Source organism: Streptomyces sp. NPDC091387 (assembly GCF_044756945.1).
Classification (GTDB): Bacteria; Actinomycetota; Actinomycetes; order Streptomycetales; family Streptomycetaceae; genus Streptomyces.
Window position 1 is genome coordinate 157,950 of record NZ_JBIVTZ010000011.1, and the last position, 16,641, is coordinate 174,590.

Here is a 16,641-nt window from a genome sequence, read left to right on the forward strand (position 1 = left end):
CTCAGCCCGGTGCCGGGCGGCCCTTCGGGCGGCGCAGACCGGCTTCGGTGATCCGGCGGACCAGTTCCTTGGAGCCGATCTGCCGGGCCCCGGCCCGTACCGCGTCCTCGTACCGGGCCTCCGGCACGTCGTAGTGGTCCCGCTCGAAGGCCCGCTCCGGGCAGCCGATGGACGCGGCGAAGCCGTGCAGCTCGTCGAACGACTCGTCGCTGACCAGGTGCGACCAGAGCCGCCCGTGCCCCGGCCAGTCCGGCGGATCGATGTAGACGGTCACGGGCGCGGTATCCCGCCGAGCGAGCCGACCGGGGCAACCGCCACGGCGGCCTTCGTGCAGACCCAGTGCGGGTCCGGGCCCAGTTCCGGTTCGACGTCGAGGGCGTGCGGGTCGCCCGCGTCGCAGACCGGGCACAGCGGCCAGCGGCCGTACTCCTCCAGCAGCGCGTCCTGGACGTCCTGGGCGACGAGGCCGACCACGAACTCCGCCCCTTCCGGCCACTGCTCGACCCACCAGCGCCGGTGCGTCACCGCGTCCTCGACCATCGAGACGATCTGCGCCTGCGCGACGTCTCCGGCGGCGAGGTCGGCCATGACGCGTGCGCGGGCGGCGTGCAGCGCCTGCTCCAGGGGATTCAGCTCCATACCGCCATTGTCCACCTGCGCGCGGGACCGCCCCGCCGCCGCCAGAGGTCAGGACCAAAGAGGGGTTGACGGACCTGCGCGTTGAAAATATCTTTCAAATGTGACCAATGACCTGAAGGAAAGTTTCAGCGCTGATTCGCCGCCCGCCCCGGCAGCCCTCGCCGCCAAGGTGCGCACGCTCGCGCCGTCCATGACCCGCTCCATGCAGCGGGTCGCCGAGGCGGTCGCGGGCGATCCGGCGGGCTGCGCCGCCCTGACGGTCACCGGTCTCGCCGAGCTCACCGGCACCAGCGAGGCCACCGTGGTGCGCACCGCCCGCCTCCTCGGCTACCCCGGCTACCGCGACCTGCGCCTCGCGCTCGCGGGTCTCGCCGCCCACCAGCAGTCCGGCCGGGCCCCCGCCGTCACCGCCGACATAGCGGTCGACGACCCGATCGCCGACGTGGTCGCCAAGCTCGCCTACGACGAGCAGCAGACCCTCGCCGACACCGCCGCCGGGCTCGACACCGTGCAGCTCGGTGCCGCCGTGGCCGCCGCCGCCACCGCTCGCCGGATCGACATCTACGGGGTCGGCGCCTCCTCGCTCGTCGGCCAGGACCTGGCGCAGAAGCTGGCCCGGATCGGCCTGATCGCGCACGCCAACATGGACCCGCACCTCGCGGTCACCAACGCCGTGCAGCTCCGCGCCGGTGACGTGGCCATCGCGATCACCCACTCCGGTTCGACCGGTGACGTCATCGAGCCGCTGCGGGTCGCCTTCGACCGCGGCGCGACGACGATCGCGATCACCGGCCGCCCCGACGGGCCGGTCACCCAGTACGCCGACCACGTGCTGACCACGTCCACGGCCCGCGAGAGCGAGCTGCGCCCCGCCGCCATGTCGAGCCGCACGAGCCAGCTCCTGGTCGTCGACTGCCTGTTCATCGGAGTCGCGCAGCGCACGTACGAGACGGCGGCCCCGGCCCTCGCCGCCTCCTACGAGGCGCTGGCCCACCGCCACAACCCACGCACCCGCTGACCTCGGGGTTCCGCACAAGGACCCCGGCACCATCCATCTCCGCACCCGCACCCGCAGAGCCGTACGAGTTCAAGAAAGCAGAGCCGCTCTCCATGACCTCCATCACCGACGCCGACGCCACCGCCCCCGACGGATACGGGGAGCTGCGCGCCCAGCTCGCGACGCTCACCACCGAGGCCTTCCGCCCCGAGCTCGCCGATATCGACCAGCTGGCCACCGCGGAAATCGCCCGGATCATGAACGGCGAGGACCAGACCGTCCCCGCCGCCGTCGCCGCCCGGCTGCCCGAGATATCCGCCGCGATCGACGCCACCGCGGCGCGCATGTCCCGCGGCGGCCGCCTGATCTACGCGGGCGCCGGCACGGCGGGCCGCCTCGGTGTGCTGGACGCCAGCGAGTGCCCGCCCACCTTCAACACCGACCCGGCGGACGTCGTCGGCCTCATCGCGGGCGGCCCGTCCGCGATGGTCACCGCCGTCGAGGGCGCCGAGGACAGCAAGGAGCTGGCCGCCGCCGACCTCGACGCGCTGGGCCTCACCGCCGACGACACGGTGGTCGGCATCTCCGCCTCCGGCCGTACGCCGTACGCGATCGGTGCCGTCGAGCACGCCCGTGCCAAGGGCGCGCTGACCATCGGCCTGTCCTGCAACGCGGACTCCGCGCTGGGCGGCGCCGCCCAGCACCCCCTCGAGGTCGTCGTCGGCCCGGAACTGCTCACCGGCTCCACCCGGCTCAAGGCGGGCACGGCCCAGAAGCTCGTCCTCAACATGCTCTCGACGATCACGATGATCCGGCTCGGCAAGACGTACGGAAACCTCATGGTCGACGTCCGCGCCTCCAACGAGAAGCTGCGCGCCCGCTCCCGGCGGATCGTCTCGCTGGCCACCGGAGCGTCGGACGCCGAGATCGAGACCGCGCTCGCCGCCACCGACGGTGAGGTGAAGAACGCCATCCTCACCATCCTCGGCCAGGTCGACGGCCCCACCGCCGCCACGCTCCTGTCCGCGTCGGACGGCCACCTCCGCGCCGCGCTCGCCGCCGCCCCCCGCACCACCTGACCCTTCTGCCCCACCCCCCGCACAGCAAGGCACCACGCACCATGGCTACAGAAGACAAGAACCGCGCCACTGCCGCCGCGATCCTTCCGCTCGTCGGTGGCGCCGCGAACGTCAGCTCCATCGCCCACTGCATGACCCGGCTCCGGCTCGGTCTGCACGATCGTTCGCTCGTCCAGGACGACGCGCTGAAGGCCGTCCCCGCCGTCATGGGCGTGGTCGACGACGACACGTACCAGATCGTTCTCGGTCCCGGTACGGTCGCCCGCGTCACGCCGGAGTTCGAGAAGCTGGTCGAGGAGGGCCGGGCGTCCGCGCCCGAGCCCGCCACCGTGCCGGTCACGGCCGATGAACTCGCCGCGCAGGGCGCCGGGATGAAGGCGGCACGGAAGGCGAAGAACGCCACCCCGTTCAAGCTCTTCCTGCGCAAAATCGCCAACATCTTCGTCCCGCTGATCCCGGCCCTGATCGGCTGCGGCATCATCGCGGGCCTGAACGGCCTGCTGGTGAACCTCGGCTGGCTGCCGTCCGTCACCCCCGCCCTGGCGGCGATGGCGTCCGGCTTCATGGCCCTGATCGCGGTCTTCGTCGGCTACAACACGGCGAAGGAGTTCGGCGGTACGCCGATCCTCGGCGGTGCGGTCGCGGCCATCATCGTCTTCCCGGGCGTCGCGAACATCGAGGCGTTCGGCCAGAAGCTCTCCCCCGGCCAGGGCGGTGTCCTCGGCGCCCTGGGCGCGGCGGTGCTCGCGGTGTACGTGGAGAAGTGGTGCCGCCGCTGGGTCCCGGAGGCGCTGGACGTCCTGGTCACCCCGACCCTGACGGTCCTGATCTCCGGCCTGGTGACGATCTTCGGCCTGATGTACGTGGCCGGTGAGGTCTCCACCGCGATCGGTACGTTCGCGGACTGGCTGCTGTCCAACGGCGGCGCGGGCGCGGGCCTGGTCCTCGGCGGCTTCTTCCTGCCGCTGGTCATGCTGGGCCTGCACCAGGCGCTGATCCCGATCCACACGACGCTGATCGAGCAGCAGGGCTACACGGTCCTCCTCCCGATCCTCGCCATGGCCGGCGCCGGCCAGGTCGGTGCGGCCATCGCGGTCTACTTCCGCCTCCCCCGCAACGAGTCGATCCGCAAGACCATCAAGTCCGCCCTGCCCGCGGGCTTCCTGGGCGTCGGCGAACCCCTGATCTACGGGGTGTCCCTGCCGCTGGGCCGCCCGTTCATCACGGCGTGCGTGGGCGGTGCGTTCGGCGGCGCGTTCGTCGGCTTCTTCAACCAGCTCGGCGACGCGGTCGGCTCCACCGCGATCGGCCCGTCCGGCTGGGCCCTGTTCCCGCTGCTGGACGGCAATCACGGCCTGGGCGCGACGATCGCGATCTACGCGGGCGGCCTGCTGGTCGGCTACCTGGCCGGCTTCGTCGCCACGTACTTCTTCGGCTTCAGCAAGGACCTGCTGACGGAGTTCAACGTGTCGCAGGAACCGGCGGCCGCCTCCCCGGCGACCGCCGAGTCCGGCCCGGACGCCCCGGCGAAGGAACCCGCGGTGGTCTGACGGACACACCGGAACGGCGAATGCGGCGGCACCCCGAAGGGTGCCGCCGCATTCGCGTTCCGCCTCAGACGGGGAAGGCGTCCGTGGCCAGCGTGACGTCGAAGGGCGCGGGCAGCCCGAGCGGCTTGCCGAACGGCACCGCGTCGGAACGCTTGTACGTACCGTCCTCGTTCGGCTCCGTGAACAGGGTGCTCGTCGCGCCACGCGACGGGCGCGCTGAACCCACCCCGCTCGATTCAGCGTTCGGAGGCGACCGGCTCGGACGACCGGGCCGGCTGGACGGTGACGAGGGCGATCCCCGCACAGCACACCGCCAGCAACAGCAGTTCGGCGGGCGAGGGCGCGGGCGCGGTGTCCAGGGCCCAGTCGCCGAGCCGGACCGTGAAGGGCACCGCCAGTTGGACGGCGGCCGTGAAGACCGGGCCGCGGAGCAGGATGAGGCGGTGCTGGACGAGGTAGGCGGGGGCGTAGACGACCGCGCCGAGCACCACGATCCCGCCCGTCGCGGCGAGCGTCGGGGGGTGGGCGATCAGCGCGGACAGCGACATCGGGAGCAGCAGACAGGTGGCCGCCGCGAGCAGCACGGGCAGCACGGCCAGCGGCGGCAGCCCGGACAGCCGGTCCCGGTACAGGAACCCGTACACCGCGAACGCCACCGTCGCGGCCGCCACCAGCAGCAGACCCATCGCGTCCAGGTCCCCGGCGTCCGCGCCCAGCGCGGCGTATCCGGCGGCCGCCGCGCAGGCCAGGGCGGCGCCCGCCGCCTTGCGGGGCCCTGACCGTTCGCCGAAGAACAGCGCGCCGACGGCCACCGAGGCGCACGGCATCAGTGCGACGACGAGGTTCGTCAGGGAGGTGCCGATACGGGGGATGGCGAGCAGGGTGCCCGCCGCGTACCCGGCGAAGCCGAGCAGGCCCAGCAGCCAGACGGTCCCCGGCCGGGCGGCGGCCCGCCGCAGATCCGCCCGGCCACTGGTGCTGGACGCGGCGACGACGGTGAGCACCAGGCAGCACACGGCGGTACGGCCCACGGCGACGATCAGCGGATCGGTCCCGGTGACGAGGGCGCCGGAGAGCAGCCAGGTACCGGAGAGCAGCAGGACCAGAACGGCCGGCATCAAGCATCCTTTCCACGAGCGAGAACCACGGACGAGGCCGCGAACGAGGATCACGAGCGAGGACCACGAGCGAGGATCGCGGGCGGCCCCTCATGGCCGGGGGGCCGCCCGAACGCTACGGCAGCCGCCCCTCACCGGCTCGGGCGGCCCGCATGACCCGGGGCGCCATCTCAACGGCGACACCTCGTCCGAGGTCCGAGACACCGGCCACGGACGCACCCGACACGTGACCGCTCAACAGCCGGACGGGACCTGGTTCCTGATCATCTCCAGCAGCAGGCCGTGCGTCTCCCGGTCGGCCGCCACCACCAGGCCACCCGCGCCGGTGTGCGGGGGCTGGCCGTGAATGCCGGTCACCACGCAGCCCGCCGCTTCGCACAGGGCGATCCCGGCGGCGAAGTGCACGCTGTCGCGCAGCCGGCCGTCGGTGACGTACGCGGCCCTGCGCCCTGCCGCCACCCAGGCCACCGCCAGCGTGCTGGAGACGACGCGCGGCCGGAAGCGCTCCGCGAACTCCGGTGCGGCCAGCAGGCCGACCGCCCGGAAGTCCGGTGCGTTGGGAAACGGCGGGTCGAGGTTGACGTCCACCAGCCGGGATCCGGACGAGGGCGTCAACTCCTCGTCCGTACCACCCCTTCGAAGGCGGGCGAGCTCGCCGTCGGTCCAGAACACCTCGTCGGCGAACGGGTCGGCCGCCGCTGCCGCCGTGATGGCGGACCCGTCGCGCAGGGCGACGTTCACCGCGACCAGCATGGTGTTCACGGCGTAGTTCAGCGTGCCGCACAAGGGGTCGACCAGCCACCGGCGTTCAGCAGCCTCCGACCCGGTGCGGCCGCTCTCCTCACCCGTCACCGCGTCATCGGGCCGGGCGGTGCGCAGGATGTCGAGGATGGCCTTCTCGGCCGCGAGGTCGGCGGCCGTCGCGAAGTCACCGCCGGACTTCTCGAAGCGCTCCGGCGATGTCCCGTACATGTCCCGGACCACCGCCGCTCCCGACTGTGCCGCCCTGACGGCCAGTTGTGCGTCGCTTTCCGTGTTCATGTTCATGTTCATGCTCAGCATGAGTGCGGGCTGTCCGCGCCCGTTCCCGCCGCGGCCGGACATCCCTTCGCACCCTCATCTCGGCAGCTGTCCCTCCCGGTTGACCTCCGTCACCCGGGCCCGCAGCACCAGCCCCGGCGGGGCCGGGCGGACGGCGTCGGGCGGGCAGTCCCACTCCGGGCCCCCGCCGGGGGGCCGCAGCCGCACATAGGGCCCGACGCACCCGGTCACCCGGCCCACCCGCCCGTCCCGCACGTCCACGGCGAAGGATCCCGGTTCCGGCGTACACGCCTCGGGCTCACCGTCGTCACCCACCATGGCCGGCCGCCTTCCCGTCCAGCACACTGTTCAGCCGCCGCACCGTGTCGAGGTTGCAGCGCCCCAGGTCGACGAGCACGGCCGGCCCGCTGCCCGCGCACGAGACCGGGTCGACCCGCAGCGACGGCAACGTGATCCCGAGCCCCGCGAACCCCTCCCGCAACCTCTCCACCGCCTCCTCCGCCTCACGCACTCCGCCCGCCGTCACCCTGCGCCGTTCCGTAGTGGTCATGATCCATTCCTTCCACGCTGAGTAGTGTCGATGCATACCCAGCGTGTTCTTTCTCTCGTTGTCCTCGAAGTTCTCGACGGGTCCACAAGGTGGTCCCGTCCGCGACTCCAAGGTGGTGGGCGGCCCCGGGCCGATGTTCCGGGTGTCGTGCGGCGCCGGTCTCAGGCGGGGCCGGCCGGGCACCTGGTGCCGCGTGCCGGCACCGTCAGGTCCGTCAGGTATCCGTCCACGGTGTGTTCCATGCAGGGGCCCCGGGTGACACTGCCGTGGCCCTGGCCCTCGTACGTGAGGAGCACGCCGCCGCGTCCGAGCTGCCGGGCCACCGAGACCGCCCACGGGTAGCCGGTGGCGGGGTCGTGGACAGCGTTGGACAGCAGAATCGTTGGTGCGCCGTGGACCGAGAGGCGGCGCTGCGGGTTGGCGGTCGGCGCGCCGAGACAGGCCGCCGCCATCTGTATCGGCAGCAGGTGCGGCAGGTCGGGTGCGGTCCTGTGCACCGTGCCCACCAGTGAGGCGTACTCCCGGTAGTCGCGCACCGGCAGCTGCCAGTCCGCGCAGAAGACGGGGGTCGCCGGCGGGAGCGGGGGCGTGGGGACGGGCGAGGCGGGGAGCGGGGTGCTCGCCTCCATCGTGACGATGTCGGCCGCCAGTTCGGCGTACGTGACGACGTAGAACCTCTTGAACGCGATCCGGTTGACGAGTTCCGACGGCGAGACGGGGGTTCCCGGCCTGCCGGGGTTCTCCAGTGCGCCGCGTTCGGCCCGGCTCAGCAACCCCCGCCAGACGGTGCGGACATCGCGGCCGTGCAGTGCGCAGGCCGCGTCGTCGGCGCACCACTTCTCGAACTCTCCGAAGGAGTCCTGCGCCCCGGCGGCCTCGTCCCGCAGGAAGTCGCGGGTACGGGACACGCTGTGGTCCATCACGCTTTCCAGCACCATGGCGCGAACCCTGCGTGGGTAGGTCTCGGCGTACTGCGCCCCGAGCAGCGTGCCGTACGAGCTCCCGTGGAAGGTGAGCCGGGCCTCGCCGAGGGCGGCCCGCAGCGCGTCCAGGTCCTGGACGGTCTGGGCCGTGTCGAGGTGGTCGAACACCGGGCCGGTGCGGGCGCGGCAGTCGGCGCGGAGCCGCTCGTTGTACGCGAGGGTGGCGTCGAAGTCCGCCTGGCTCGCCATGTCCGCCGACGGCCGCCGGGCGAGCAGGTCGCCGGAGCACGTCACCGGGCTGCTGCCGCCGACGCCGCGCGGATCGAAGCTGACGATGTCGAACCTGCGGCGGACCTCGGGGCTGAACCGGCTGACGCCGCCCACGACCCGGTCCACACCGGAGTCGCCGGGTCCCCCGGGGCCGAACACCATCGAGCCGACCCGTGCGTCGGGGCCGGTGGCCTTGCGGCGGGCCACGGCGAGGCCGAGCGTCGGCCCGTCCGGGTGGGCCCAGTCGACGGGGACGTCGAGCGTGGCGCAGTCGGCACCGGGGTGGTCGGGGTCGGCGCAGGGCGTCCACCGCAGGGCGGGGGCGGTCACCGGCGCCGCGTTCACGGCGGGTCCGGCGGCGAAACCGGTGACGGCGGCGAGCGCGGTTCCCACGAGCACGGCCGTGCTCCGCACGACGGTGCGCCGTAGCGCGCCGGTCTCCTTGACGAGCATGAGTCGTCCTCCTGGCGAGAGTGAGCATGCGGGGCCTGCCCAGGAGGAGGTCGGCCCCCTGCCGGTCCCGATCGCCACGCTAGGACCGCCGGTGGCCGTCCGGTGCCTGCCTCGGGGTGCTTTCCGGGGTGGGTCAGGGAGGAGTCAGGGTGCACCAGGAGCCCAGAACCCGGAACCTGTACGGAACATGCCGATACAAGCCGCGCGGAAATCGCACGGCTTGCATCGACGATCCGGCGCAGGCGAATTCAGCCCCAGCCAGAATTCAGCTGCCCCGGAAGATGATTGAAACCCTGAAGAATCGCGAGTCGGTACGGCCTTCGCCGGGTACCGGCCCCGCTCGTCCGCTAAAGGATTTCGATGTCCTTGACCCGCGGGGGGTTGTTCGGGAACGTGATGTCGGTCCACCGGTTGATGCGCACCGAGTCGCCGTTCGCGTCGTAGTAGATGAGGTCGTTGTTCCCCGTCGAAATACGGTCGACCCACCAACTGCCGAAGGACGTCCGCCCCTTGTTGGCGTAGCAGTCCACGCTGGTGCGTCCGTCCAGGTGGGACCAGACCTTCAGGAAGTTCTCGCCACCCCGGCACTCGACGTGGTCGATGGCGAAGGCGTTGCCCGTAGGCATGACGATCGTGACCGCCGCGGTGGCGGCGATCGCCGCACCCACGGAACGGGCGATCCTCTTCGTCCTTGAGATCACAAGTTCTCCTTCATTCGATACTCGAACAGAATCGCCATATTGCAGCCGGGCGAATGAAGAGGCGCCGAAAACATATTTGCCTATCTCCGCACGACGCAACGGCTCTTCCGTCGCCCCGCTTGTTTCTCCTGCTCCACGAAGATCCAGCAAGGCGACTGCGCATGGCAATCGCTCACGACCCCCCGGTCCGGAATGCAGCCATAAATGTCCAGATAGAGACGGCAGGAAGGTTTCGCACCTTTCCTTCTCGCGGCAGCCGACAGGATCCCGGGGAGGCCGACCGCGGCGTGCCGGCGTGAGACCCGTCGGCCGCGCGTGCGCTTTTGCTCCCTTGTGTTCACGACCTGTCGAGGGTTTGCTGTTATTTGTCCTGCGCTGTGGGGACGCACATCATGCCGAAGGGGGACAGATGGCCGAGTCGGTGTTCTGTTGGCAGGAGTTACCCGAGGAGGAGCGGTTCCCGCGCTGGCGGGACATGGCGTGTGACAGCCACGCGCCCAACGAGGTCGATTCCGAGCAGGCCCACGACTTCCGGGCGACGTTGCGGGTGCTGGGCCTGGGACCGGTGAGCGTCTCCGCCCTCGACTGCCCGCCGCTCCGCTCGGACCGCACCCCGAGGCTGATCCGGCAGTCCGATCCGGAGCTGTACAACCTCACCCTCACTCAGCGCGGGAGTGCCGGCGCCGTCCACGCCGACCGGGAGATCCAGCTGGGCGCGGGCGATCTGATGCTGTCCAGCACCTCGCTGCCCCTGCGCACCAGGATGGCCACCGACCACCCGTCGGTGGCCATGATCGACGTGCTCTTCCCCCAGACACTGCTGCCCCTGCCCAGAGGGGCCGCGGACCGGCTGCTCACGCTGCCGTTCTCCGGGCAGACGGGTCTCGGCGTTCTCCTCGCCGAGTTCCTCACCCGCCTGACCGCCGAATCCGCCTCGTACGGGCCGGCCGACGCCGAGCGGCTCGGGGCGGTGACCATCGACCTGGCGGCGGCGTTGCTCGCCCACCACCTCGACGACACGACCCCGCCCGAGGCCCACCCCGAGGCACTCGCCACACGTATCCGCAGCTTCGTCCGCCAGAACCTGCGCGATCCCCAGCTGACTCCCCGCCAGATCGCGGCCGCCCACCACATCTCGCTGCGCACCCTGCACCGGGTCTTCCAGCGCCAGGGCGCCACGGTCACCGCCTGGATCCGTCAGCAGCGACTCGACGGCGCCCGGCGCGACCTCACCAACCCCGCGCTGGCCGCGCGCCCCATCCACGCCATCGCGACCACGTGGGGCTTCCCCCGCGCCGCCGACTTCACCCACGTCTTCCGCGCCACGTACGGCATGCCGCCCAGCGAATACCGTCACACGGCCACGCCCGGCGGACACGAGATCCGTTCATAGGCGGGGTGGTTCACGGCAAGGCAGGGCCCGCGGCCGATCCGGGCATACGCGAGTGGCCCCTCACCCTTGCCGCGGATGAGGGACCGCCCGCTCCTCGGCTTCACCGATGCGGCTTCACCGATGCGGTTTCACCGATGCCCGAACCGGTCAGTCGGCGATGGTCCCGCTGTTGGTGCTCGCGCCGTTGAACTGGAGGTAGTACTCGGCGTTCTTGGTCGAGTTCTTGAAGATGACCGTCCACACCCCTGCCTTGGCGTCGACCCAGCCGTGGCACTTGCTGTGCGTACACACCCGCACGGACCGGCGGGAGTTGGTCTTGATGTTGATGTCGTCGCAGTTGCCCTTGACCTTGGTCCACTGGCCGCGCTTGGGCCAGTGCGCGTTGTCGCCGTTGCCCGCCTCGGCCGAGTACGAGCGGGCGCTGCCGTAGCAGGAGACCGCTGCGCCGCTGCTGTGGGTACCGGCGGCCTGGGCAGGAACGGTGAGGGCCGTGAGGACCGCGGCGGCGCTGATCAGCGTCGCCGCGACACGCCTGTTCGTGGTGATGATGACTTCCTCCTGTTGCTCGTGCGCGTCCCCGTGCACCAGTCGGCATACGGGGGGACACGGACCGATGTGTCGCCCGTCGGACCGCTCACTCACGGACGATGCCAGGGGACGCACCGCGAGGCGTTGGTTCTCCGTGCCAGGCACTTGGGACCAAGTGCCTTGGTTCCGGACCCTCCACGCCGCCCGGACCCTGTACGCCGGTTCCGGACCTTCTACGCCGCCTCGTGCTCCTGCGCCGGGGCGTGCCGGGGCAGGAGGCGCAGGGCGGGGAGGCAGGCCGCGGTGACGGCGAGGACCGTGACGAGGCTGACCGTCATGGCGTGGGCGGGGGCGCCGGAGTGGAAGTAGACCGTGGTGACGGTGGCGGAGCCGATGCCCGCGGCGAGTAGCTGGACGGCGCTGAGGGAACCGCTGGCACTGCCCGCCTCGTCGGGGTCGATGCCGCCGAGGGCGATGTCGAAGATCGTCCCGAAACAGGCGCCCATGCCCATGCCGGTGAGGAGGACGGCCGGGGTCAGCGTCCACAGGGTGAGGTCGGTGCCCTGGGTGAGGACGAGGGCGAGCAGCCAGCCGCCGCCGGCGAGGGTGATCAGCATGCCGACGAGGACGAGGGTGCGGCCCAGCCGCTTGATGAGGACCATCCCCGCACCGGCGGAGATGATGATGCCGATGGTCAGGGGCAGCAGCCCGAGCGCGGTGTCGCCGGGCGACGCGTGCAGCGCCTGCTGCATGAACAGCGACATGACGTAGACCAGTCCGCTGGTGACGGCGAAGTACAGCAGGCCGACGACCAGGCCGGACGTGAAGCCCCGGTTCCTCAGCAGTGACGGCTTGATCAGCGGGTTCGCGGCCGACTTCTGGCGGCGGGCGAACAGGACGAAGAACACGGCGCCGGCGATCAGACTGCCGACGGGCACCACGCCCCAGCCGCTGCCGGAGCCCTCGATGAGGCCGAAGAGCAGGCCGAACATCGTCAGGGCGAGCAGGACGGCGCCGGTTCCGTCGACCGTGACCGACGCGTCGCGGTCGCTGCGGGGCAGCATCCGCGCGGCCACGAACGTGCCGACGGTGCCCAGCAGGATGTTGATCAGGAAGATCGGGCGCCAGGAGAGCCCCGCGACGTCCGCGTCGATGATGAATCCGGCCAGGATCGGGCCGCCGACCGTCGCCAGCCCGAGCAGGGGCCCGAAGAGGCTGAACGCCTTGCGGAGCATGTCGCGCGGGAAGGTCTTCGTCATGATCGCCATGCCCTGCGGAATGAGCAGGGCACCGAACGCCCCCTGCACGACACGGGCGACGATCATGAGCGCCGGATCGGGCGAGAGACCGCAGACGGCGGAGGCGAGCGTGAAGCCCGTCATGCCGATCAGGAACAGCCGCCGCTGGCCGAACTTGTCACCGAGGCGTCCGCCGATGACGAGCAGGACGCCCATGGCCAGGGCGTAGGACGAGCCGAGCCACTTGATCAGGGACTCTCCGCCCCCGATGTCGTGCTCGATCGTGGGGGCGGCGATGTTGGTGACGGTGGAGTCGATCATGTCGAGCGCGTCGGCGACGAGAACCAGCGCGAGGATCAGCCACAGGGCGAACCGGGTCGGGGACGTACCGGTCGACTCGGATGCTGACGCGGATGCTGACGCCGGCGTTGACGTGGATGCGGGTGCGGGTGCGGGTGCGGCGGGTACGGACATGGCGGCCATCTCCTTCGTACGGAGTCGAGGGGTACGGGTGGCGCGGAGTGGAGTGGGCTTCAGGGCGCCTCCGGCACCTCTTCACCGTAACGAACATGTTCGTGACGAACAAGTTCGTCACGAACGCGTTTGGTCCGAACTTGTTCGCCTCCTACCCGTTCGTTACGGTGGGCCGCATGGGATCCGAGACCGACCAGCCACGACGCAGCCGCCGGGAGCGCCCGGCCAAACCCGCACTGTCGCGGGACGGGATCGTGGCCACGGCCGTCGGGATCATGCGGTCCGAGGGGCTGGCGAAGGTGACCATGCGCCGCCTGGCGCAGGAGCTGGACACGGGCCCGGCCTCGCTCTACGTGTACGTCGCCAACACGGCCGAGCTGCACGCGGCGATCCTCGACGAGCTCCTGGGCACGTTGCGTGTCGAGGACGGCGGCGACTGGCGCGAACGCCTGACGGGGCTGCTCACCTCGTACACGGACACCCTCTTCACGCACCCCGGCCTGTCGCGCGCCGCACTGGTGATCCGCCCCAGCGGCCCGCACTACCTCCGGCTGGTCGAGTCGCTGCTCGCCCTGCTCGACGAGGGCGGCATCCCGCCCGGCCAGGCGGCCTGGGGCGTGGACGTACTGCTTCAGTACGCGACCGCGACAGCGGCGGAGCAGGCGACACGGGACCAGTCCACCGACACGCAGGCCGAGTGGGACTCCCTCACGGGCGCCCTGCACGGAACATCGGAGCGCACCCACCCGCACATCGCGGGCCTGGCCGGGCAGCTGGTCTCCGGCACGGCGGAGCAGCGCATGTCGTGGGGCATCGCGACCCTGATCAACGGCATCAGCGCCACTCCCCTGCCCGCAGAGGACGTCTCGGCCGAGGGCGCACAGATCTGACGGTTCCGGGCCGGTTCCAGGTCCGGTCCCAGGTCGGCTCCCCGCCACACCCCGGAGCTCAAGCGTCGAGCTCCGAGCGCCCTTTCAGCGGAATGGGTGGAGGGATTGAATACCCACCCGCCCACCCTGACCGGCAAGTTGACCGTTTGTGACCGACTTGCGACGGGTGGTAGCGACGCTCTAGCGTCAGCCGCACCAAGACGGCCCCCGCCGGTGCGGAAACACCGAACAGGGGCCTGACCACTTCGATCGTCAGGACCGATCTCATGGCTGCCAGCCAGCTTAGTGCCGCCCTTCCCGCTGCGCCCGTACCTCCGCCCACGCTCGACCACCCGATGGCCAGTCCCGGGTACGGCAAGCGTTCGGCCCCGGGCGAACGCCCGCGCACCGGACACGACTTCGCCCACCTCCTCCCCCGTGACGCCGCCGTCGCCGCGTACATCGACGGCCTGTGCGACGGCTCCGACATCTCCGTGAAGACGCTTGCCAAGGCGCTCCCGTACGGACAGTGCGCCCTGCGGACCACGCTCAACCGGCTCCAGGAAGCGGGCCACCTGCGCCGGGGCAGCGAGTGCGTCGCGACCGAGGAGGCACTGCTCTGGGTCACGCGGACGTTCTTCTCCCGCACCTCGCGCGGCGACGAGTGGTGGGACGCCTTCGTCCGGGGCGACGTACCGCAGGAGCAGGCATCCCAACGTCCGACCCGTTCAAGGTCGTTCATCCTGCTTGCCGCCCTCGGGCGCAAGACGCCCGCACTGTCGCTGTCGCAGGCGGACTGCGTCGCGCTGGAACCACAGATCGGCGAGTGGTTCGAGCGGGGCGCCACCGAGGCGGAGATCCTGCACGCCCTGACCGAGGGCCTGCCGACACCGGTCCACCACGCCGCCGCACTCGTCCGCCGCCGCCTGCGGGACAAACTGCCGCCCGTACGCGAGGCTTCCCCCGCCCACCACGTCGTCCTGCGAACCCTGGAGTGCGGCCAGTGCCGCGCACCCGGCAGTCCGGAAGCGATGCCGGGCGGCCTCTGCGGCACCTGCCGGGGCACCGCCCCCGCCCCCACCGGACCCGCGAACGCCGTACCCGTCCAGGGCGTACGGGCCAGGATGAGCGCGGTACGGGCGGGGCTGGTACCCCGCGCGGAGCGCACACACCGGTAAGGGACGGCAGGGCCCGCCAGAAGGCGGCAGCGACGACAGGGGCCGGACTGCCGGTTGCCCTCCTTGTCCGCTCGATCATGGCCGGAAGAGACTGGCGCCCCGCGGGCTTCGGCGGGGAACAGCGGGAGAGACGAGCGATGGCCATGAGGAGAACCGGCACCGCCCAGGGGGCGGACACACCCCCGCCGCCCCGGTCGAGTATCGGCGACACCCTGCTGGTGGGTGGGGTGCTGCTCGTTGTGTCCGTGCTCGCCGCGCTGACCTGCTACTCCGCCTTCGCCGACTGGCTGCCCGACAGTCACGGCCGGCTCCACGCGTACAGGTCGGCCGAGACGTGCCCCGCCCGTACGGTGACACCGAGGGCGGAGGACTGCCTGCGGGAGGTCGCCTTCACCGTCGAGAGCACCCGGAACGCCTCCAGGCGCATAGACGCGACCCTGCTCGGTCCGGAGCCCTTCCCGAGGGCGCGGGTGTCCTTCGGCCACTCGGGGCCGGTGCTGAGCGGGCTCGAGCCGAAGGACCGGATCACCGGCACCGTCTGGCGCGGCCTCGTCGTGGAGATCGCCCAGGGGGACATCCGGCAGGAGTCGACCGACGCGCCGCGCGACGAACCCCAGATGATCGTCGCCGCCGGAACGTTCTCGGGACTGGTGGCCGCGCTGGCCCTGGTGTTCGGCGGGGTGCGTCTGGTCCGGCCGCGCCACCTAGGATTCCTCACCTGGCGCCCGTACGGCAAGTGGCTGTTCATCGTCACGGGGGTGAGCTGTGCCGTCGTGGGCCTGACGACCGTGTGGACGGGCCTGCCGTGGCTGATCGTGCCCACGGTCTGCGGGACGGCCGTCGCGCTCACGGCGTGGTTCCTCCACCGCGACCTGCGGCGCGGCCGGGCCGGACAGGCCCGCGCGGACTGAGCGACGGCCCCGCGCACGCCGCAAACCACTGGCGGGTGCGGGCCCTCGCGGACGACCATGGTCCCCATGAGCGACCAACCCGCACGATGGAGCCAGGCAACCGTCTACCCCGACATGTGGGCCGACCCCGACGACGACCCCCGCAACAGCGACGGGACCAGCCCGGACGGCGAACTCCCCACCCTCCAGGAGTTCCTGACGGACTACCGTCACACCCTTCGGATGAAGTGCGAGGGCCTGGACGCGGAGCAGCTCACCCGCCGGCCGGTTCCGCCGTCGACGATGTCCCTGCTCGGTCTGCTCCGGCACCTCGCGGAGGTGGAGCGGGACTGGCTCAACTGGATCACCGACGGGGAACCGCGGCCGAAGCTGTACGGCGAGCGGGACGCGGACTTCGACGGGGCCGTCGCGGACCGGGCCGTGGTCGACGCCGCCTACGCCGACCTGGCCCGCGAACAGGCCGCGACCGACGCCGCCCTGGCGGCGCACCCCGATCCGGGCACGCGTCTGGGCAAGGACGGCATCGCGGTACGGGAGCTGCTGGTGCACCGGATCGAGGAGTACGCCCGCCACTGCGGCCACGCCGACCTGCTGCGCGAGTGCATCGACGGGCGGGTGGGGCAGTAAGCGGCTGGGCCGACGACCGGCCGGCCCGCCCCCTCGGCGGGCCGGCCGGTCGTCGGTGCGGCACGCCAGGACGTACCGCCGCCGGGATGTCCCTGCCTGCCG

The 16,641-nt window shown here is 71.6% G+C and carries 18 protein-coding genes and 1 pseudogene; 8 read left to right on the plus strand and 11 right to left on the minus strand.

All coding sequences use genetic code 11. The features are described 5' to 3' along the window. Position 1: 1 nt before the first annotated feature. Both ACIQM0_RS23520 and ACIQM0_RS23525 read right to left on the minus strand, forming a co-directional pair. Positions 2-274 carry a DUF4031 domain-containing protein gene (locus ACIQM0_RS23520; RefSeq protein WP_363031451.1) on the minus strand — a complete coding sequence of 91 codons (273 nt, stop codon included), beginning with the start codon at positions 272-274 and terminating at the stop codon, positions 2-4. Continuing rightward, positions 271-639: a hypothetical protein gene (locus ACIQM0_RS23525; protein ID WP_401289783.1), complete on the minus strand. Its 369-nt coding sequence runs from the start codon at positions 637-639 to the stop codon at positions 271-273. The genes ACIQM0_RS23520 and ACIQM0_RS23525 overlap by 4 nt, the downstream gene beginning before the upstream one ends. A 100-nt stretch (positions 640-739) precedes the next feature. Between ACIQM0_RS23525 and ACIQM0_RS23530 the strand changes: the two genes are divergently transcribed. The 3 genes from ACIQM0_RS23530 (at position 740) to ACIQM0_RS23540 (ending at position 4,265) form a co-directional block, all read left to right on the plus strand. Next, positions 740-1,657 carry a MurR/RpiR family transcriptional regulator gene (locus ACIQM0_RS23530; RefSeq protein ID WP_073732940.1) on the plus strand — a complete coding sequence of 306 codons (918 nt, stop codon included), beginning with the start codon at positions 740-742 and terminating at the stop codon, positions 1,655-1,657. A gap of 92 nt (positions 1,658-1,749) precedes the next feature. Beyond that, positions 1,750-2,715, plus strand: coding sequence for an N-acetylmuramic acid 6-phosphate etherase (gene murQ, locus ACIQM0_RS23535; RefSeq protein ID WP_401289785.1), 966 nt, complete (start codon positions 1,750-1,752; stop codon positions 2,713-2,715). A 41-nt stretch (positions 2,716-2,756) separates the two neighbouring features. Continuing rightward, on the plus strand, positions 2,757-4,265 hold the full coding sequence (locus ACIQM0_RS23540) for a PTS transporter subunit EIIC (protein WP_401289787.1): 1,509 nt from the start codon (positions 2,757-2,759) through the stop codon (positions 4,263-4,265). Between the two features lie 64 nt (positions 4,266-4,329). Here the strand turns inward: ACIQM0_RS23540 and ACIQM0_RS23545 are convergent. From ACIQM0_RS23545 to ACIQM0_RS23575, 7 genes and pseudogenes are all read right to left on the minus strand, one after another. Beyond that, positions 4,330-4,473: pseudogene (locus ACIQM0_RS23545) on the minus strand (Uma2 family endonuclease); the annotation flags it as partial. Between the two features lie 28 nt (positions 4,474-4,501). Beyond that, the gene (locus ACIQM0_RS23550) at positions 4,502-5,383 is read right to left on the minus strand and encodes an EamA family transporter (protein WP_401289788.1); all 882 of its coding nucleotides are present in this window, start codon (positions 5,381-5,383) and stop codon (positions 4,502-4,504) included. A 234-nt stretch (positions 5,384-5,617) separates the two neighbouring features. Continuing rightward, the gene (locus tag ACIQM0_RS23555) at positions 5,618-6,430 is read right to left on the minus strand and encodes an inositol monophosphatase family protein (protein WP_401290210.1); all 813 of its coding nucleotides are present in this window, start codon (positions 6,428-6,430) and stop codon (positions 5,618-5,620) included. Between the two features lie 69 nt (positions 6,431-6,499). Beyond that, positions 6,500-6,742: a hypothetical protein gene (locus ACIQM0_RS23560; protein WP_385037442.1), complete on the minus strand. Its 243-nt coding sequence runs from the start codon at positions 6,740-6,742 to the stop codon at positions 6,500-6,502. Further along, positions 6,732-6,974 carry a hypothetical protein gene (locus ACIQM0_RS23565; RefSeq protein ID WP_401289792.1) on the minus strand — a complete coding sequence of 81 codons (243 nt, stop codon included), beginning with the start codon at positions 6,972-6,974 and terminating at the stop codon, positions 6,732-6,734. The genes ACIQM0_RS23560 and ACIQM0_RS23565 overlap by 11 nt, the downstream gene beginning before the upstream one ends. A gap of 161 nt (positions 6,975-7,135) precedes the next feature. Next, complete coding sequence (locus ACIQM0_RS23570) at positions 7,136-8,620, minus strand: alpha/beta hydrolase (RefSeq protein ID WP_401289795.1); 1,485 nt, start codon at positions 8,618-8,620, stop codon at positions 7,136-7,138. Between the two features lie 347 nt (positions 8,621-8,967). Further along, the gene (locus tag ACIQM0_RS23575) at positions 8,968-9,321 is read right to left on the minus strand and encodes a beta/gamma crystallin domain-containing protein (RefSeq protein WP_363030112.1); all 354 of its coding nucleotides are present in this window, start codon (positions 9,319-9,321) and stop codon (positions 8,968-8,970) included. A gap of 409 nt (positions 9,322-9,730) precedes the next feature. Between ACIQM0_RS23575 and ACIQM0_RS23580 the strand changes: the two genes are divergently transcribed. Then, complete coding sequence (locus ACIQM0_RS23580) at positions 9,731-10,714, plus strand: helix-turn-helix domain-containing protein (RefSeq protein ID WP_401289799.1); 984 nt, start codon at positions 9,731-9,733, stop codon at positions 10,712-10,714. A 147-nt stretch (positions 10,715-10,861) separates the two neighbouring features. On the opposite strand, the gene ACIQM0_RS23585 is transcribed toward ACIQM0_RS23580, so the two are convergent. Together ACIQM0_RS23585 and ACIQM0_RS23590 are read right to left on the minus strand one after the other, a co-directional pair. After that, positions 10,862-11,299 (minus strand): hypothetical protein, encoded by a 438-nt coding sequence (locus tag ACIQM0_RS23585; RefSeq protein WP_401289801.1) that lies wholly within the window; start codon positions 11,297-11,299, stop codon positions 10,862-10,864. A gap of 176 nt (positions 11,300-11,475) precedes the next feature. Next, positions 11,476-12,954 carry an MFS transporter gene (locus ACIQM0_RS23590; protein ID WP_401289804.1) on the minus strand — a complete coding sequence of 493 codons (1,479 nt, stop codon included), beginning with the start codon at positions 12,952-12,954 and terminating at the stop codon, positions 11,476-11,478. A 176-nt stretch (positions 12,955-13,130) separates the two neighbouring features. Between ACIQM0_RS23590 and ACIQM0_RS23595 the strand changes: the two genes are divergently transcribed. The 4 genes from ACIQM0_RS23595 to ACIQM0_RS23610 all read left to right on the plus strand — a co-directional run bounded on the left by ACIQM0_RS23595 (position 13,131) and on the right by ACIQM0_RS23610 (position 16,539). Further along, positions 13,131-13,844 carry a TetR/AcrR family transcriptional regulator gene (locus tag ACIQM0_RS23595; RefSeq protein ID WP_401289806.1) on the plus strand — a complete coding sequence of 238 codons (714 nt, stop codon included), beginning with the start codon at positions 13,131-13,133 and terminating at the stop codon, positions 13,842-13,844. 335 nt (positions 13,845-14,179) lie between these two features. After that, on the plus strand, positions 14,180-15,001 hold the full coding sequence (locus ACIQM0_RS23600) for a hypothetical protein (RefSeq protein ID WP_401289808.1): 822 nt from the start codon (positions 14,180-14,182) through the stop codon (positions 14,999-15,001). A gap of 137 nt (positions 15,002-15,138) precedes the next feature. Beyond that, a complete protein-coding gene (locus ACIQM0_RS23605) occupies positions 15,139-15,912 on the plus strand; it encodes a hypothetical protein (protein WP_401289810.1) in 774 nt (257 codons plus the stop codon). A gap of 66 nt (positions 15,913-15,978) precedes the next feature. Beyond that, complete coding sequence (locus ACIQM0_RS23610; RefSeq protein WP_401289812.1) at positions 15,979-16,539, plus strand: DinB family protein; 561 nt, start codon at positions 15,979-15,981, stop codon at positions 16,537-16,539. Positions 16,540-16,641 lie beyond the last annotated feature (102 nt).

Excerpts from the sequence above, each read along its gene's own strand:
- ACIQM0_RS23570 (WP_401289795.1), bottom strand. The coding sequence starts at position 8,620 with ATGCTCGTCAAGGAGACCGGCGCGCTACGGCGCACCGTCGTGCGGAGC.
- ACIQM0_RS23540 (WP_401289787.1), top strand. The coding sequence starts at position 2,757 with ATGGCTACAGAAGACAAGAACCGCGCCACTGCCGCCGCGATCCTTCCG.
- ACIQM0_RS23605 (WP_401289810.1), top strand. The coding sequence starts at position 15,139 with ATGGCCATGAGGAGAACCGGCACCGCCCAGGGGGCGGACACACCCCCG.
- ACIQM0_RS23560 (WP_385037442.1), bottom strand. The coding sequence starts at position 6,742 with ATGGTGGGTGACGACGGTGAGCCCGAGGCGTGTACGCCGGAACCGGGA.
- ACIQM0_RS23550 (WP_401289788.1), bottom strand. The coding sequence starts at position 5,383 with ATGCCGGCCGTTCTGGTCCTGCTGCTCTCCGGTACCTGGCTGCTCTCC.
- ACIQM0_RS23525 (WP_401289783.1), bottom strand. The coding sequence starts at position 639 with ATGGAGCTGAATCCCCTGGAGCAGGCGCTGCACGCCGCCCGCGCACGC.
- ACIQM0_RS23565 (WP_401289792.1), bottom strand. The coding sequence starts at position 6,974 with ATGACCACTACGGAACGGCGCAGGGTGACGGCGGGCGGAGTGCGTGAG.
- ACIQM0_RS23590 (WP_401289804.1), bottom strand. The coding sequence starts at position 12,954 with ATGTCCGTACCCGCCGCACCCGCACCCGCACCCGCATCCACGTCAACG.
- ACIQM0_RS23600 (WP_401289808.1), top strand. The coding sequence starts at position 14,180 with ATGGCCAGTCCCGGGTACGGCAAGCGTTCGGCCCCGGGCGAACGCCCG.
- ACIQM0_RS23555 (WP_401290210.1), bottom strand. The coding sequence starts at position 6,430 with ATGAACATGAACACGGAAAGCGACGCACAACTGGCCGTCAGGGCGGCA.
- murQ (WP_401289785.1), top strand. The coding sequence starts at position 1,750 with ATGACCTCCATCACCGACGCCGACGCCACCGCCCCCGACGGATACGGG.
- ACIQM0_RS23580 (WP_401289799.1), top strand. The coding sequence starts at position 9,731 with ATGGCCGAGTCGGTGTTCTGTTGGCAGGAGTTACCCGAGGAGGAGCGG.
- ACIQM0_RS23610 (WP_401289812.1), top strand. The coding sequence starts at position 15,979 with ATGAGCGACCAACCCGCACGATGGAGCCAGGCAACCGTCTACCCCGAC.
- ACIQM0_RS23595 (WP_401289806.1), top strand. The coding sequence starts at position 13,131 with ATGGGATCCGAGACCGACCAGCCACGACGCAGCCGCCGGGAGCGCCCG.